This is a genomic window from Proteus penneri, assembly GCF_022369495.1.
In the GTDB taxonomy this organism is placed as follows: domain Bacteria; phylum Pseudomonadota; class Gammaproteobacteria; order Enterobacterales; family Enterobacteriaceae; genus Proteus; species Proteus penneri.
In genome coordinates this window covers 2,655,984-2,672,183 of record NZ_CP059690.1, presented here as the reverse complement: position 1 = coordinate 2,672,183, position 16,200 = coordinate 2,655,984, and the positions used below count along the sequence as shown (strand labels likewise).

Here is a 16,200-nt window from a genome sequence, read left to right as displayed (position 1 = left end):
TAACACTATGCTGACACGTTTGCGAGAAATTGTAGAAAAAGTGGCTATGGCAGCTGGGCTTCCAGAAGCGCTTGAACTCTTAGTCAAGGAAACGTGTCAGGCAATGCACACGGATGTGTGTTCTATTTATCTTGCCGATAAACAACGTAGTTGTTTTTATCTTATGGCGACCAAAGGGTTAAAAAAACCTAGAGGGAGAGCGGTTAGTCTTTCATTTAATGAAGGCGTGGTTGGTGAAGTGGGGCGTCTTTCAGAGCTTATCAACCTCGCTGATATTCGCGAACATCCTAGTTTTAAGTACCTTCCTCAAGTTAAAGAAGACGATCTCCGTGCTTTTCTTGGCGTTCCTATTGTCTACCGTCGCCAACTCCTTGGTGTATTAGTTGTTCAGCAAAAAGAGCGTCGCTTATTCAATGAAAGCGAAGAGTCTTTTATGGTGACGCTGGCGACACAGCTCGGGGCTACATTATCGCAAGTACAAACTAAAGGGCTTTTTGGGCAATATCGCCAAAGTCGGATTAAAGCACTTTCAGTTTCGACTGGCGTTGTTATGGCTTATGGTTGGCAAGAAATTTCCCAGCCAGTTCTGGAAAATGTATTTAAAGCCAGCGCACTTGATATTAAGGCGGAATTAAATCGACTCACTGTGGCTTTAGAAGATGCCACTGCAGAATGTCGTCGCTTTAGTAAACGCTTTATGGCGAATGCACAAAAAGAGAGTGCCGCTATTTTTGATCTCTACTCTCATTTACTTAATGATCCCCAGCTTAAACATAAAATGACAGCGATTATTACTCAAGGATATGTCGCAGAATGGGCTGTAAAAGTGGTTGTTGAGAAAGTTTCGTCACAATTTTCTAGCCTGAAAGATGGCTACATGAGAGAAAGAGCCTCTGATCTTAAAGCATTAGGGCGCCGTTTATTATTTCATTTAGATGATGATCTAAGTTCAACTAATATTTGGCCAGAGCGTTTTATTTTGGTTGCTGATGAATTAAGCGCAAGTTTATTGGCGGAGTTACCAGAGCAACAGCTTGCAGGTGTGATTGTGCGAGATGGTGCAACACACTCACATTCTGCGATCCTTGTTAGAGCAATGGGAATTCCCGCGATCATGGGCGCGGATATTCAACCGGAGCTTTTACACAATCGTATGCTTATTCTTGATGGTTATCGTGGTGAGATTTTTATTGAACCAGAGCCTTTTATTACTCAAGAATATAAACAGATTATTGATGAAGAAAGTGTATTAAGCCAAATTGCAGAAGATCAGCTTGAACAGCAAGCTGTTCTCAAAAATGGTGAATCGGTTAGCGTTCAATTGAATGCGGGATTAAATATTAAATACGAGCAACGCATTAGCGTGGGAATAGATGGCGTTGGTTTATATCGGACAGAAATCCCTTTTATGCTACAAAGCGGTTTCCCTTCTGAGGATGAACAGAAAAATCGCTACCGCGAAATACTCTCTTTTTTCCCTGATAAGCCTGTTGTATTGCGTGCTTTAGATATTGGTGCAGATAAACAACTTCCTTATATGCCCATTAATGAGGAAAATCCTTGCTTAGGTTGGAGAGGCATAAGAATATTGCTTGATCAACCTGAAATCTTTCTTATTCAGCTACGAGCAATGCTAAAAGCAAACCTCGAATTTAAAAATTTGAAAATTTTGTTGCCGATGGTGACAAGTATTGATGAAATTGACGAAGCAAGAACATTGCTGCTACGCGCATGTAATGAAGTGAGTCGAGAGCTAAAATGTGAATGTGTTCCACCTCCACTGGGTATTATGCTTGAAGTGCCTTCATTGGTGTTTATGTTGTCACAATTAGCGAATCGGGTTGATTTTATCTCTGTTGGAACAAACGATTTAACTCAATACTTGCTTGCAGTCGATCGTAATAATACCCATGTAGCATCACTCTATGATAATTTGCATCCTGCGTTATTGCGTTCACTGAATTTGATTGCAACACAATGCCAATATTATCAGTTGCCAGTTAGTGTTTGTGGCGAAATGGCAGGAACCCCTATCGGGGCATTGCTGTTAATAGGGCTCGGTTTTAGGCAGTTAAGCATGAGTGGTCGTAGTTTACCTAGGGTAAAATACTTATTACGCCATCTTGATCCTGTGGTGTTACAGTCTTTTATGCAACAAGTGTTGCAAGCTGAAACAGCAACAGAAATCAAAAAATTGTCTTCTGAATTTATGGAACGGCAAGGATTAGGTGGATTAATTCGCGGAGGTATTTAGTCTGCCTTCGTATAAGCCTTTTCTATGTTGGTATTAAATAGCCAATACAGAAATTATTGATTAAGTGAAGTAGGGAATAATGAGTATAAGCTACCTTAAATTTCCAGAGATTGATCCTGTAATGTTCTCTATCGGGCCTGTTTCATTACACTGGTACGGTATGATGTATTTAGTTGGATTTGTCTTTGCCTTATGGCTTGCAAATCGTCGAGCTGCAAAACCGAATAGTGGCTGGAATAAAAATGAAGTTGAAACATTACTTTATGTTGGTTTTGTCGGTGTATTTATCGGTGGTCGTTTAGGTTATGTTTTATTCTATAACTTACCTGTCTTTTTAAATGATCCTCTTTACCTCTTTAAAGTGTGGGATGGCGGTATGTCGTTCCATGGTGGTTTAATTGGGGTCATTTGTGCCATGATTTGGTTTGCTAAACGAACTAAACGTAAATTTTTCCAAGTGGCTGATTTTGTAGCGCCTTTAATTCCATTTGGTTTAGGTTTAGGTCGTATTGGTAATTTTATTAATGGTGAATTATGGGGACGCGTCACATTAGATACGCCTTGGGCTTTCTTATTCCCAAGCTCTCGTTCTGAAGATCTCCAGCTTGTTGCTCAAGATCCAACAACACTACTGCCGATTATTCAAGAATATGGCGTTTTACCTCGCCATCCCTCACAACTTTATGAAATGCTGTTAGAAGGTGTGGTGCTATTTATTATCCTGAATATCTTTGTACGCAAAAGTCGTCCTGTAGGTAGTGTGTCAGGTCTGTTCCTGATTGGTTATGGTGCATTCCGTATTATTGTTGAATTCTTCCGTCAACCAGACGCACAACTAGGATTATTTGGTGGTGTGAGTATGGGGCAAATACTTTCAATTCCAATGATTTTATTGGGTATTATTTTTATGGTATGGGCTTATCGCCAAGATAAAAAAACACCACAAAACCCAACACCAACTCACAAATAGTGTGAGATAAATTTCTTATTATTAGTTAATTACAAGAGAGACAACATGAAGCAGTATCTGGCATTGTGTCAACGCATTATCGATGAAGGGCAATGGATTGATAATAAACGAACAGGAACCCGTTGTTTAACGGTGATTAATGCCGATCTGGAATATGATGTTGCGAATAACCAATTTCCGCTGATAACGACACGTAAAAGCTTTTATAAAGCAGCAATTGCAGAGCTGTTAGGGTATTTACGTGGTTACGACAATGCAGGTCAATTTCGTGAAATTGGTTGTAATACATGGAATGCAAACGCCAATGAAAATGGAGCATGGTTAAACAACCCTCATCGTAAAGGTGAAGATGATATGGGGCGTGTTTATGGTGTTCAAGGACGTCAATGGCAACGCCCTGATGGCTCCCATTTTGATCAACTACGCAAAGTGATAGATAACCTGACTAAGGGGATAGATGATCGTGGGGAGATCGTAACATTTTATAACCCAGGTGAAACTGAGTTAGGTTGTTTGCGTCCTTGTATGCATACACACACATTTTCATTGGTGGGTGATACGCTTTACTTAACCTCTTATCAACGTAGCTGTGATGTACCATTAGGGTTAAATTTCAACCAAATACAGTGTTTTGTTTTATTAGCGCTGGTGGCTCAAATTACAGGACATAAGCCGGGTAAAGCATTTCATAAGATAATCAATGCACATATCTATGAAAATCAATTACCTCTAATGCGTGATGTACAGCTAAAAAGAGAGCCTTTACCGTTACCAACGTTGCATATCAATCCAAAAATTAAAACATTGGAAGATATCGAAACATGGGTAACAACGGATGATTTTACTGTTGAAGGTTATCAATGCCATGAAGCAATAAAATACCCATTTACGGTTTGATTTTTCCTTTATGTTTTAAAGCCTCTGTTTAGTGATAAACAGGGGCTTTTTATTCCTACCATTAAATTTAAATTCAATAAACTAAGATTAACCCCAGCCTTGTTGATAACTATTTTTTTGTGTTTGTTCTGAAAATATAGTTATTGCGTCATCGTTCGAAAAAAACACTCTCTTTTATTTACCTTACAAAGGTTTAGCTGCATTCTCATCGCAGGCTCTAGAGGAGAACAAAATGAACAGTAATATGGAAATAAGCCTAAATAGTAAACTTGAACAAGAGAGTGAATGGGGGATAAGCCTGCTCGAAATGCTTATTGTCATGATGATTGCCTCGATTTTAAGTTATTTATCAATTACGACCTATCAGCAATTTACTCACCAACGTCAATTGATACATAGTGTACGAGAAACCATTGCATTTCTTTCATATCAACGACAACAAGCGCTACTGTTTAATATAAAAATTAAAATATCACTTCATTTATCACCCAGCAATAAAGTCGTCGCTATACCTTTTTCTCAACGGCATTTAACTGAAAAACAAACAGTTTTTCAATTAACCACGGGTATTCAACTTAAACAATCAACGGTCTCAAATTTTACGTTTGGGGATATTCGTCAAACTTTAAGACCAATGAGTTTTGTACTTCAAAGCTCAGAAGGTGAAGTAAAAATTGTTATTTCATCTTTAGGGAGAATAAGAGCATGTAGCCAGAAAATTAAGGTATTTTCGCCATGTTAAAGCGATCAATATTTTCATTTTCATCTGGCATGATGCTGATGGAATGCCTTTTTGCCATGGCAATTAGTGGCGTTCTATTTCTGTGCATCAGTCGGGCATATCCTCAAGTAATGAACACACTGCTCCATTCTTACCAAAAATATCAGTTAGATATTTTTTTAAGGGAAAGGTTATTGGTGCTAGAAACACAATTAAGGCGCACTGGATATTGTCAGGGTGAGTGTGCTTATGTATCGCAGTCAAAGGGGTTACACTCTTCACCATTAAAAATAGGGCAGTATTCTTATCAAGAAAAAAACTCCTGCGTTATTTTCGCTTATGACGTAAATGGCAATGGTCGATGGGATGCGCCTTCCTCAAAAGAGAGTGATTATTTTGGTTATCGGCTTAGAAATGGGCAACTAGAACAATTAAGAGGAGTACAAGATTGTACTTCTTCAGGATGGCAACGATTCTTTGAAAGTCATGAAATAGAAGTGACGGAGTTTATTTTACGTCCTTACTCAAAGCAACATCTTATCAAAAAGAAACCCTTTTTTTATCTCTCTGTTTCCTTGAAATTTCATTTAAAACAATCGCCTACTGTGAAACTGCATTATAAGAATAACATTCGGTTAAGGAATGTGACCACGTTATGAGTATTGATTTAATTAATAATAAAAGTGAGCAAGGATTTGCAAGTTTACTTGTCGTAATTGGGTTTATTGTTATGAGCTTATCAGCGCTAGGAAATTTTGCTTATCATTACAGGCAATCTCAGCAAATAGTAATGCAAGAGTTGCAAGCACGACAAGCTTTTTTATTTGCTGAATCTGCATTAGCGTGGGGAATAAAACGGAATTGGGAAATTCTATCGTCACAGTTAAATAAATGGCAGTGTCGTCATTTTCATGTAAACCCTAAAATAAAGAGTTGTTTATTTTTGATTTCTTTAGAAAAAGGATTATTACAAGGACAAGCAGAAAGCTTAAATGGTTATAAAATATATCATTATCAATGGGTTGATTTTTTGGAGGACAAAAATAAATCCATGGTGACACATCCAAATGGATGGCTAGATTATTGCCCATTAGTACATAAGGAGTGTGTGTTATAGATAACATTCAAAATAAATCAGAAAGTGGCTCTATTTTACTTAATACAATGTTTATATTACTGTTTTTTAATATTAGTTTTGTCGCTATTATAGGGTATAGTCAATCATTAAAAGCTGACTTTCAGCGGTTAATTCAAATGCAGCAGGCAGGGCAGGAACTTTTTGTTTTATTTGAACAAATGACTGATAAATTACCTGACTATTTCGTAGCCAATTCCAAAATAATGACACGCTCACTATTACAGTCTGAAGGTTGTCAGGAAATAGAAGGTTATGTTGCCAATAATGTATTACCCGAAATAAAGCTGTATTACTGGTCATGCTATTAATAAGATGAGGATCTGATGTTTCATATATATCACTCAAATCAGTTGTCATTACTAAAGTCACTTATGGTGCACTTTATGCAGACCAGACCACTCTCTTCTCCCTTTGAACAAGAAGTGATCCTTGTACAAAGCCCCGGAATGTCTCAGTGGTTGCAAATCCAGCTTGCCGAAAGCTTGGGTATTGCTGCTAATATCCGTTACCCATTACCAGCAACCTTTATTTGGGAAATGTTTACGCGGGTGCTATCAGGTATACCTAAAGAAAGTGCTTTTTCTAAAGATGCCATGACATGGAAATTAATGGCATTATTACCTGAATATTTATCTCATGAAGAATTTAAACCGCTACTTCATTATCTTGATGATGATGAGGATAAACGTAAATTACACCAATTAGCAGGGCGTGTTGCTGACTTATTTGACCAATATTTGGTATATCGTTCAGATTGGTTAGCTTCGTGGGAAAAAGATGAATTGATAGAAGGGCTGAGTGAAAATCAGCGTTGGCAGAAAATATTGTGGGTAGCGTTACAGCAATACACAAAAGATCTCAATCAGCCCCAATGGCATCGTTCTAATCTTTATCAGCAATTTATTTCGACATTAAATGGTGCAAAAGAAGGAGAACTTCAACACTGTTTTCCACCCCGTATTTTTATTTGTGGTATTTCGGCATTACCGCAAGTTTATTTGCAGGCTCTGCAAGCTATCGGGCGTCATACAGAGATCTATTTACTCTTTACCAATCCTTGCCGTTACTATTGGGGCGATATTCAAGATCCTAAATTTCTTGCTCGGCTGAATAGTAGAAAACCTCGTCATTATCAGCAATTACATGAATTATCGTGGTTTAAAGATGAAAAAAATGCCTCATCATTATTTAATGAAGAGGGGGAGCAAAATATCGGTAATCCGCTATTAGCGTCATGGGGAAAATTGGGTAAAGATAATCTCTATTTTCTTTCTGAACTTGAATATGCCGATGTATTGGATGCTTTTGTTGATATTCCAAGAGATAATTTACTTCATCAATTGCAAGCTGACATTCTTGATTTAGAAGATTTTTCGCAATTAGGTACAACACTTGAAACTTATGAATGTAGTGAAAATAAACGTGTAATTTTACCAGATGATAACTCATTGACTTTTCATGCCAGTCATAGCCCACAGCGTGAAGTAGAAGTACTACAAGATCAATTACTGCATTTATTAGAGCAAGATCCCGAATTATTACCACGTGATATTATTGTGATGGTTGCGGATATCGATAGCTATACACCTTATATTCAAGCGGTGTTTGGTAATGCACCTTCAGAACGTTATCTTCCTTTTGCAATTTCAGATAGGAAAGCTCGTCAAGCACACCCTGTATTACAAGCTTTTATTACGTTGCTAGAGCTTCCTCAAAGTCGTTTCACCGCAGAACAAGTATTAGCTTTACTTGAAGTTCCTGCTTTAGCTGGGCATTTCTCTATTTTTGAAAATGAACTAAAACTACTACGTCGTTGGGTCGATGAATCAGGCATACGTTGGGGATTGGATGATGAGAATGTGGCTTCATTCTTATTACCCATCACGGGTAAAAATACGTGGGAGTTTGGTTTACTGCGCATGTTGCTTGGTTATGCGATGGAAAGTGAAAATGGCCCTTGGAAAGGGGTCCTTCCTTATGATGAATCAAGTGGCTTAGTTGCTGAGCTTGCAGGATATCTCGCTGATTTTATTTATACATTAAGTGAGTGGCGTACACGTTTGAGTGAAACTCGCTCATTAGAAGCATGGCTAGAAGTTGGACAACAATTAGTTGATGCTTTTTTTGAATCTGATGAGGAAACGGAATTAGTTTTAGCGCTTATTATCCAGCAATGGCAAAAGGTGATTGAAAATGGACTGAAAGCGCAATATCAAAATGAAATCCCGCTAGTCCTTATTCGTGATGAATTAACCGTACGGTTTGATGATGAAAAAATCAGTCAGCGTTTTTTAGCGGGTAGCATTAATTTCTGTACGTTAATGCCTATGCGCTCTATTCCCTTTAAAGCGGTGTGTTTATTAGGCATGAACGACGGTATTTATCCTCGTAATATTCAGCCGTTAGGGTTTGATTTAATGGCGGAAAAACGCCGTCGTGGTGATAGAAAACGTCGTGATGATGACCGCTATTTATTCCTTGAAGCGCTTAGTTCAGCTGAAAAATACCTTTATATTAGTTATATCGGAAAATCGATACGGGACGATCGAGAATGTAACCCATCTATATTAATCAAAGAGTTACAAGATTATATTGGGCAAAACTTCCGTTTGCCGGAAGATGGTGAACGCAATGTCGATGAAAGTGCGATTCGTATAAATCAGCATTTGTTAACACAACATAGCCGTGTTCCTTTTGCTCAAGAAAATTTCCGAATCGGTGCTTCTTTTCGCTCTTATGCTTCCGAATGGCTACCTGCTGCGAGTGGGCAGGGGGAGGTTCATCAATGTTTTACGGAAGCACTTAATGACGATGACACAATAGATAAAGTCTCAATTGACGAGCTTGCACGTTTTTATCGCCATCCTATTCGTGCTTTTTTCCAACAAAGATTAAAAACAAACTTTGTTATTGAAGAAACAGAATTACCTGAAGAAGAGCCATTTGTGATAAATGCGCTTCAACGTTATCTATTGAATCAATGGTTATTAAAAGCATTGATTGATCAAAGTTCAACAGAAGCTTTGTTTGAGCGTATCAAAGCCGCGGGACAACTTCCGGCGAGCGCATTTGGTCAAATTTATTGGGAGCAACAAATAGAAGAGTTACTCCCTTTAGCGGAAAAGATAAGAAGTGAACGATCAGCCACACATTCTGTCACATTAGAGCAAAGCTTTAGTGCAATGCCACTGATTGGCCGTTTAAATGAGGTACAAACTGATGGTTTATTACGCTGGCGACCTGCCAGCTTAACAGCTAATGATTTATTACAGCTTTGGATTGAGCACTTAGTTTATTGTTTAAAAGAGGGGACGGGCGAGAGCCGGTTTTACGGCAGAAAAGAGACTCAATGGTGTTTATTACCTGTTGATCCTGAATTTGCCTATTCAACATTAGACAATTTAATTAGTGATTATAAACAAGGGTTAAACAGCCCATTAGCGCTATTTGCGAAAAGTGGCTGGGCTTGGTTACAAGCTTGCTATGATAAAAAATCACAAGCGTTTTTACTTGATGATGAAGAGACACTAGAAAAAGCAGAATTAGTTCTAATGCAACATTTAACGGATAGTTATAATCGAGATGGTGAAATGAATGACATGTATGTTCAGCGTGCTTTCTCTCAATTAGACGAGCCTTTTTTACAAACAGTCAAGCAGACGGCATTAACAATATTTAAACCAATAATTCCATTTCTGAAAAAATAAGGGAGCTCATATCAGATGAGAAAATACTGCTCGCAACTAGGGATCATGTTGCTATTGATGCTACTGAGTATCAACAGTTTTGCTACTGATCCACTTTGGCAAGTATTGCCTGATAGTATTGAAAAAAGTGAGAGTGATCCACGGCAATATCAAGCGATTAAACTACCTAATGAAATGACCGTATTACTGGTTTCTGATGAAAAGGCAGTTAAATCATTAACGGCAGTTGCATTACCTGTTGGAGCATTAGAAGATCCGGATAGCCAGCAAGGTCTTGCGCACTATTTAGAACATATGGTGCTAATGGGATCGGCGAAATATCCCCAATCAGGCAGTATGTCTGAATTCTTACAAAAGAATGGTGGCTCTCATAATGCGAGTACAACGACCTATCGTACTGCATTCTATTTAGAAGTGGAAAATAGTGCTATTAATGAAGCAGTTGATCGCCTTGCTGATGCTTTAGCTGAACCCTTACTTGATCCTAAAAATGCCGATCGTGAGCGTAATGCGGTTAATGCTGAATTAACAATGGCGCGTGCACGTGATGGTATGCGTTTTTGGCAAGTCAGGGCTGAAACTTTAAATCCATTACATCCAAGTTCTCGCTTTATGGGGGGGAATCTAGAGACATTAAGTGATAAACCAAATAGTAAGCTTCAAGATGAATTGATTAAATTCTATCAAAAACACTATTCTGGTAATTTAATGAATGGTGTTATTTATAGTAATAAATCACTTGATGAATTATCTAAATTAGCCGCAAACACTTTCGCTCGTATCCCGAATAAAAAGGCAGATGTGCCAGTCACCACAGTACCTGCTATGACGGATAAAGAAAAAGGGTTAATGATCCATTTAGTACCCGCTCAACCGCAAAAGACTTTACAAATTGAGTTTGGTATAGATAACAATATTGCTGATTTTCGTAGTAAATCTGATGAATATATTGGCTATTTAATCGGTAATCTTAGTGCAGGCACATTGGCAACATGGCTACAAGATCAAGGTTTAGCTGAAAGTATTAGTGCATCTTCAGAGCCTTATATCGATCGCAATCAAGGCTCATTTACGATTTATGTTGCGTTGACAGATAAAGGTTTAGCGCAAAAAGACAAAGTGATTTCCGCTATCTTTTCATACATTCGTTTAATTAAGACAGAAGGTATCAGCCAACGTTATTTTGATGAAATTGCGAATGTATTAGATCTTTCATTCCGTTATGGCTCTATTGTAAGAGATATGAATTACATAGAAGGTATTTCGGATATGATGTTGCGTTATCCAATCAAAAATATCCTCAATGCGGGTTATATTGCTGATAAGTATGAGCCTTCAGCTATTCTTTCTCGTCTTGATTCTCTTACACCAGAGAAAGCGCGTATTTGGGTAATAAGTCCTAATGAGCCGTCTAACAAACAAGCCTACTTTGTTAATGCCCCTTATCAGGTTGATAAAATCACAGATAAGCAATTAAAAACATGGCAGACATTATCGGATGATATTTCATTATCTCTGCCAGCACTTAATCCTTATATCCCTGATAACCTTTCTCTGATTGATGCGGATAGCAAAATCATCAAACCAGAATTGTTGTGGCAGGATAAAAGCGCTCGCTTGTTTTATATGCCATCACACTATTTCTCTGATGAGCCTAAAGCCAGTGTGACATTAAGTTTAGTGAATAAGGGAGCTGACATTACCGTTAAGCAACAAGTGACACAAACTTTAACGGATTATCTTGCTGGTTTAGCGTTAAGTGAATTATCTTACCAAGCTTCTGTTGCTGGAATGAATATCTCATCCTCATCAGGACAAGGCATTGATTTTTCAATGAATGGTTATACACAACATTTACCAGAACTCGTTAATGCTACACTGAAAAGCTATATGAGTTTCGAATCAACTCAAGAAGAGCTCGATCAAGCTAAATCTTGGTATCGTGAACAACTTGATGTGACTCATAACTTAAAAGCATTTGAAGAAGCTATGTTGCCGGCTCGTCGATTAAATACGATCCCGTATTATGAAGAAGCTGACAAACTCAAAGCATTAGAGTCAATTACACTGCAAGATATTATTGATAATCGCCGTGAAGTAATTAAAAACGCAGTACTTCAAGCGCTAATTATTGGTAACTTAACGCCAGAGCAAAGCCGCGATATCGCTAAATCTGCACACGAATTATTAGGTAATCAAGGTACAGAATACTGGATCGGTGAAACATTAGTATTCAATAAATTAAATGCGGTTGATTTCCAAAGTAAATCGAAGAGTACAGATAACGCATTAGGTGAGCTTTATATCCCAATAGGTTATAGCCGTCTTGAAGGTCAGGCAATTTCTTCAGTGTTAGCGTCTGTTATCAAACCTTGGTTTTATGATCAATTAAGAACAGAAGAACAGCTAGGTTATGCAGTATTTGCTTATCAAGGCACTATGGGTGAACAGTTTGGTCTAGGTTTCTTATTACAAAGTAATGCTAAACCGCCAGTTTACTTAAATGAACGTTATAACGCATTTTATCAGCAAGCCTATGAACGTTTGAAAAGAATGAGTGAAGCAGATTTTAATCAGTATAAGCAAGCAATTATTACTGAAGTTAAACAACCACCTCAAACGTTCTATGAAGAAGTTTCTCTTTATCGAAATGACTTCCATCGTAATAACTTAAAATATGATGGACGTGAAAAATTCTTAGCTGAGCTTAATAAAGTGACTTTAAAACAAGCTATTGAATTTTATGAAAAAGCAATTATAAAACCGAACGGATTTATTTTTGTCTCTCAAGTTATTGGTAAAGATGGCAAAGATGCTGATTACGCCGAAAATAAACAGTGGAAACGTTACGCCACAGTAAGCGAATTACAAAAAACTTTACCTATTGAGGAAATTAAAGAGTGAGTGAAGTGATACAGGCACAGCCACTAAACCCGTATACACTTCCGCTGTACCAAAGACGCCTCATTGAGGCGTCAGCAGGAACAGGGAAAACTTATACAATAGGGTTGTTGTATTTACGGTTGCTTCTTGGATTAGGCGGGGAGTCTGCATTTTACCGCCCTCTCAGTGTTGAAGAGATTTTAGTTGTGACATTCACGGATGCGGCGACAGATGAATTACGAGCACGTATTCGCAAAAATATTCATGAACTAAGACTTGCCTGTATTCGCCATGATGTTGAAAGTTGCAATGATACTTACCACGAATTACTTAAACAGATCCCTAATAAAGATCTGGCTGCATTATGGTTGCTCGAAGCAGAGCGCCAAATGGATGAGGCGGCTATTTATACGATTCATGGTTTTTGTCAGCGTATGTTGGCAAACAATGCATTTGAATCAGGCGTCTTGTTTGAACAAGTCTTGATCCAAGATGAATATGAACTCAAAAGGCGGGTATGTGCTGACTTCTGGCGCCGCCATTGTTATCCACTTTCTTATGATGTTGCTAATGCAGTAAGCCAGATTTGGTCTGGTCCTGAACAACTGCTTTATGAAATACAGCCTTATTTACAAGGTGAAATGCCTGAAATCGAAGGTGTGGCATTAGACAGTGAAAATGAATCAGTTAAAGAGCGTCATCAAGCGGTTATTGAAGCAATTAACAAGGTGAAAACGCGTTGGCATGCACATCAACATGAAATTGAAGCATGGATAACAGCTTCGGGTGTTGATAAACGTAGTTATAGCAGTCGTTTTTTACCTAAATGGATTGAAGAAATAACGTTGTGGGCGTCAACAGCAGAAACGAAAAGCTATCAATTACCAGATTGTTTGGTTCGTTTTTCGCAAGAAACGCTGAATGAGAAGAGCACAAAAGGCCCAGCACCAGAACATATTCTTTTTGTTGAAATTGAACGATTAACAAAGCAGAGCTTGACTCTGCGTGATGTTATTCTGCTCAATGCGATCCCTGAAATACGTCGAGGCATTGAAAATGAAAAGATGCGTCGCGGTGAAATGGGGTTTGATGATTTATTAACACGCTTAGATAGAGCATTGAAACGTGAAGGTGGTAAAGCTTTAGCACAAGCTATTCGTGAACGCTATCCAGTTGCAATGATTGATGAATTCCAAGATACAGATCCCCAACAATATCGTATTTTTGATGCGATTTATGGTGAGTATGAAAACAGTGGGTTGTTGTTTATCGGCGATCCTAAACAGGCAATTTATGCTTTCCGTGGTGCGGATATTTTTACTTATATTCAAGCCCGAAAGCAGACATCTCATCACTACACATTAAATACTAACTGGCGCTCTGCGCCGGGTATGGTGAATGCAGTTAACAAGCTTTTTATGCGTTCCAATGCTCCATTTCTATTTGAGCATATCCCTTTTATTGAAGTAAGCTCGGCTGAAAAAAACCAAGACATGGCCTTTGTTTACCATGACAAACCGATTTCACCTTTTAATTTTTGGCTTGCTGAAGGTGAAAGTGTTTCTACGGGAAATTATGAGCAAATTATGGCAGCACAATGTGCTGCACAAATTCGTGATTGGTTATCAGCAGGGGATCAGCAACAGGCTTGGCTGATCGAACAAGGTACAAAAAAAACGGTTACATCTGCTGATATTATGGTATTGGTGCGTAGCCGCAGAGAAGCGATACTGATCAGTGATGCATTGAATTTACTTTCAATACAGTCAGTATTCTTATCCAATCGTGAAAGTGTTTTTGAAACCAACGAAGCCAAAGATCTACTTTGGCTATTACAAGCGGTTGTAACACCTGAAAAAGAGCGAGTTTTAAGGGCTTCTTTAGCCAGCCGATTATTTGGGTTTAGCGCAAAGCAAATTGATGATTTGAACCGCAGTGAGGCACACTGGAATAGTTACGTGGAGAAGTTTGCTGATTATTATGTATTGTGGCAAAAGCGTGGTGTTTTACCAATGTTGCGCAAGATCATGATGGATAATCAAATTGCAGAAAATTTACTCGCAAGTATTGGTGGTGAACGCCGGCTTACAGATATCATGCATATTGGTGAACTATTACAAGAAACATCATTACAACTCGATAGTGAACATGCTCTTATTCGTTGGTTAGCACAACAGATTTCTCATCCTGATGCACAATCTGAAAACCAACAAATGCGTTTGGAAAGTGACCGAAATCTTGTACGAATTTGTACTATCCATAAATCTAAAGGTCTTGAATATCCGATTGTTTGTTTACCTTTTGCTTGTAATTACCAAGAGCAAAAAGGAGCGCTTTATCATGATAGAGAGAAATTTTACGCAAAATTAGATATTTTTAGCCGACCTGAAAGTTTACGCTTAGCGGATGAAGAACGCTTAGCTGAAGATTTACGCTTACTTTATGTGGCATTAACGCGATCTAAATTTTGCTGTTATGTTGGTGTCGCTCCTCTTGTCAAAGGGAATAAACGTAAGTCAGGGCTGACTGATTTGCATAAAAATGCGTTAGGGTATTTATTACAGCAAGGCGAAGAAGGTAATAGTGAATTATTACATCAAGCAATTCATGCCTTATTAGATGATAATATCAGTGTTACAACGCTTGATAATATATCAGCGCATCGCTACCAGTCTCAATTAGCCCCTGAAACCAAACTTGAAGCTGCTATATTTAAACGTCAGATCCATGATAATTGGCGTATAACAAGTTATTCAGGATTAACCTATCAGCATTCAAATCGTCATTATCATTTTGATTTAGGTGATATTGAGTCTTTGGTGCAATCTATCGCACCGGGACTTGATACAGATGCTAAAGGTGAGAAACGACAAGGAGAGGTTGATGAAAATTCTATTCATCATTTCCCGCGTGGTGCAGTCGCAGGAACGTTCTTACATAGTTTGCTGGAAGTATTAGATTTTTCGCAACCTATTGATGAACAGTGGATGCAAGGACAATTGAGCGTTCAAGGTTTTGATGAAAAGTGGGCTCCCCTTTTAGTTACTTGGATGGAAACACTGTTTCATACACCGCTTAATTCTCAAGGATTGTGTCTTGCTGATATCCCAAAATCACAACAACTTGATGAATTACAATTCTATTTACCTATTGAAAAAGAACTATCATCAACCCAATTGACCCAGTTAATTAGTCAGTTTGATCCTCTATCAAGACATTGTCCGGCTCTGCAATTTCAACAAGTAGAAGGGATGCTTAAAGGCTTTATTGACTTAGTCTTTTCTTGGGAAGGTAAATACTATGTTGTGGATTATAAATCGAATTGGTTAGGTGAATCGAGTGAGGATTACACACAAGAAGCGATGATGAATGCAATGATGGATCATCGCTACGATTTACAATATCAACTCTATACCTTAGCGTTACATCGTTTTTTACAACAGCGCATCCCTGATTATGATTACAAAAGCCACTTTGGTGGAATTTATTACCTCTTTTTACGTGGAATAGACAAAGCGCACCCTGGAAATGGTGTTTATGCCTATTTACCTGATGAAGCTTTTGTTTTGGCATTAGATTCACTATTTACAGGGCAAAGTAGCAAACCCGATGTAGTCGGTGAGAAATAAA

10 protein-coding genes are annotated in these 16,200 nt (G+C 38.2%); all 10 read left to right on the top strand.

From position 1 onward, the window contains the following. The first annotated feature begins 7 nt into the window (after window positions 1-7). The 10 genes from ptsP (at window position 8) to recB (ending at window position 16,199) form a co-directional block, all read left to right on the top strand. Window positions 8-2,254, top strand: coding sequence for a phosphoenolpyruvate--protein phosphotransferase (gene ptsP, locus H1225_RS12120; protein WP_072064285.1), 2,247 nt, complete (start codon window positions 8-10; stop codon window positions 2,252-2,254). A gap of 79 nt (window positions 2,255-2,333) precedes the next feature. Next, a complete protein-coding gene (gene lgt, locus H1225_RS12115; RefSeq protein ID WP_006535954.1) occupies window positions 2,334-3,224 on the top strand; it encodes a prolipoprotein diacylglyceryl transferase in 891 nt (296 codons plus the stop codon). Between the two features lie 45 nt (window positions 3,225-3,269). After that, window positions 3,270-4,121 carry a thymidylate synthase gene (locus tag H1225_RS12110; RefSeq protein ID WP_006535953.1) on the top strand — a complete coding sequence of 284 codons (852 nt, stop codon included), beginning with the start codon at window positions 3,270-3,272 and terminating at the stop codon, window positions 4,119-4,121. Window positions 4,122-4,353: 232 nt separating this feature from the next. Next, entirely contained in the window at window positions 4,354-4,863 is a 510-nt protein-coding gene (locus H1225_RS12105; RefSeq protein ID WP_237612100.1) for a potassium:proton antiporter, read from the top strand. Further along, on the top strand, window positions 4,857-5,501 hold the full coding sequence (locus H1225_RS12100) for a prepilin peptidase-dependent protein (protein WP_115065601.1): 645 nt from the start codon (window positions 4,857-4,859) through the stop codon (window positions 5,499-5,501). The genes H1225_RS12105 and H1225_RS12100 overlap by 7 nt, the downstream gene beginning before the upstream one ends. Continuing rightward, window positions 5,498-5,959, top strand: coding sequence for a DUF2509 family protein (locus H1225_RS12095; RefSeq protein WP_161669386.1), 462 nt, complete (start codon window positions 5,498-5,500; stop codon window positions 5,957-5,959). Before H1225_RS12100 ends, H1225_RS12095 begins: the two co-directional genes overlap by 4 nt. A 137-nt stretch (window positions 5,960-6,096) precedes the next feature. Then, window positions 6,097-6,288, top strand: coding sequence for a hypothetical protein (locus H1225_RS12090; RefSeq protein ID WP_237584690.1), 192 nt, complete (start codon window positions 6,097-6,099; stop codon window positions 6,286-6,288). Window positions 6,289-6,303: 15 nt separating this feature from the next. Next, window positions 6,304-9,687 (top strand): exodeoxyribonuclease V subunit gamma, encoded by a 3,384-nt coding sequence (recC, locus tag H1225_RS12085; protein ID WP_239739135.1) that lies wholly within the window; start codon window positions 6,304-6,306, stop codon window positions 9,685-9,687. Between the two features lie 15 nt (window positions 9,688-9,702). Then, complete coding sequence (ptrA, locus tag H1225_RS12080) at window positions 9,703-12,591, top strand: pitrilysin (protein WP_161669387.1); 2,889 nt, start codon at window positions 9,703-9,705, stop codon at window positions 12,589-12,591. After that, window positions 12,588-16,199 carry an exodeoxyribonuclease V subunit beta gene (gene recB, locus H1225_RS12075; RefSeq protein ID WP_161724258.1) on the top strand — a complete coding sequence of 1,204 codons (3,612 nt, stop codon included), beginning with the start codon at window positions 12,588-12,590 and terminating at the stop codon, window positions 16,197-16,199. Before ptrA ends, recB begins: the two co-directional genes overlap by 4 nt. Window position 16,200: the final 1 nt, after the last annotated feature.

Coding starts and splice junctions, on each gene's coding strand:
- ptrA (WP_161669387.1), top strand. CDS start 9,703: ATGAGAAAATACTGCTCGCAACTAGGGATCATGTTGCTATTGATGCTA.
- H1225_RS12100 (WP_115065601.1), top strand. CDS start 4,857: ATGTTAAAGCGATCAATATTTTCATTTTCATCTGGCATGATGCTGATG.
- ptsP (WP_072064285.1), top strand. CDS start 8: ATGCTGACACGTTTGCGAGAAATTGTAGAAAAAGTGGCTATGGCAGCT.
- lgt (WP_006535954.1), top strand. CDS start 2,334: ATGAGTATAAGCTACCTTAAATTTCCAGAGATTGATCCTGTAATGTTC.
- H1225_RS12110 (WP_006535953.1), top strand. CDS start 3,270: ATGAAGCAGTATCTGGCATTGTGTCAACGCATTATCGATGAAGGGCAA.
- H1225_RS12105 (WP_237612100.1), top strand. CDS start 4,354: ATGAACAGTAATATGGAAATAAGCCTAAATAGTAAACTTGAACAAGAG.
- recC (WP_239739135.1), top strand. CDS start 6,304: ATGTTTCATATATATCACTCAAATCAGTTGTCATTACTAAAGTCACTT.
- H1225_RS12095 (WP_161669386.1), top strand. CDS start 5,498: ATGAGTATTGATTTAATTAATAATAAAAGTGAGCAAGGATTTGCAAGT.
- H1225_RS12090 (WP_237584690.1), top strand. CDS start 6,097: ATGCAGCAGGCAGGGCAGGAACTTTTTGTTTTATTTGAACAAATGACT.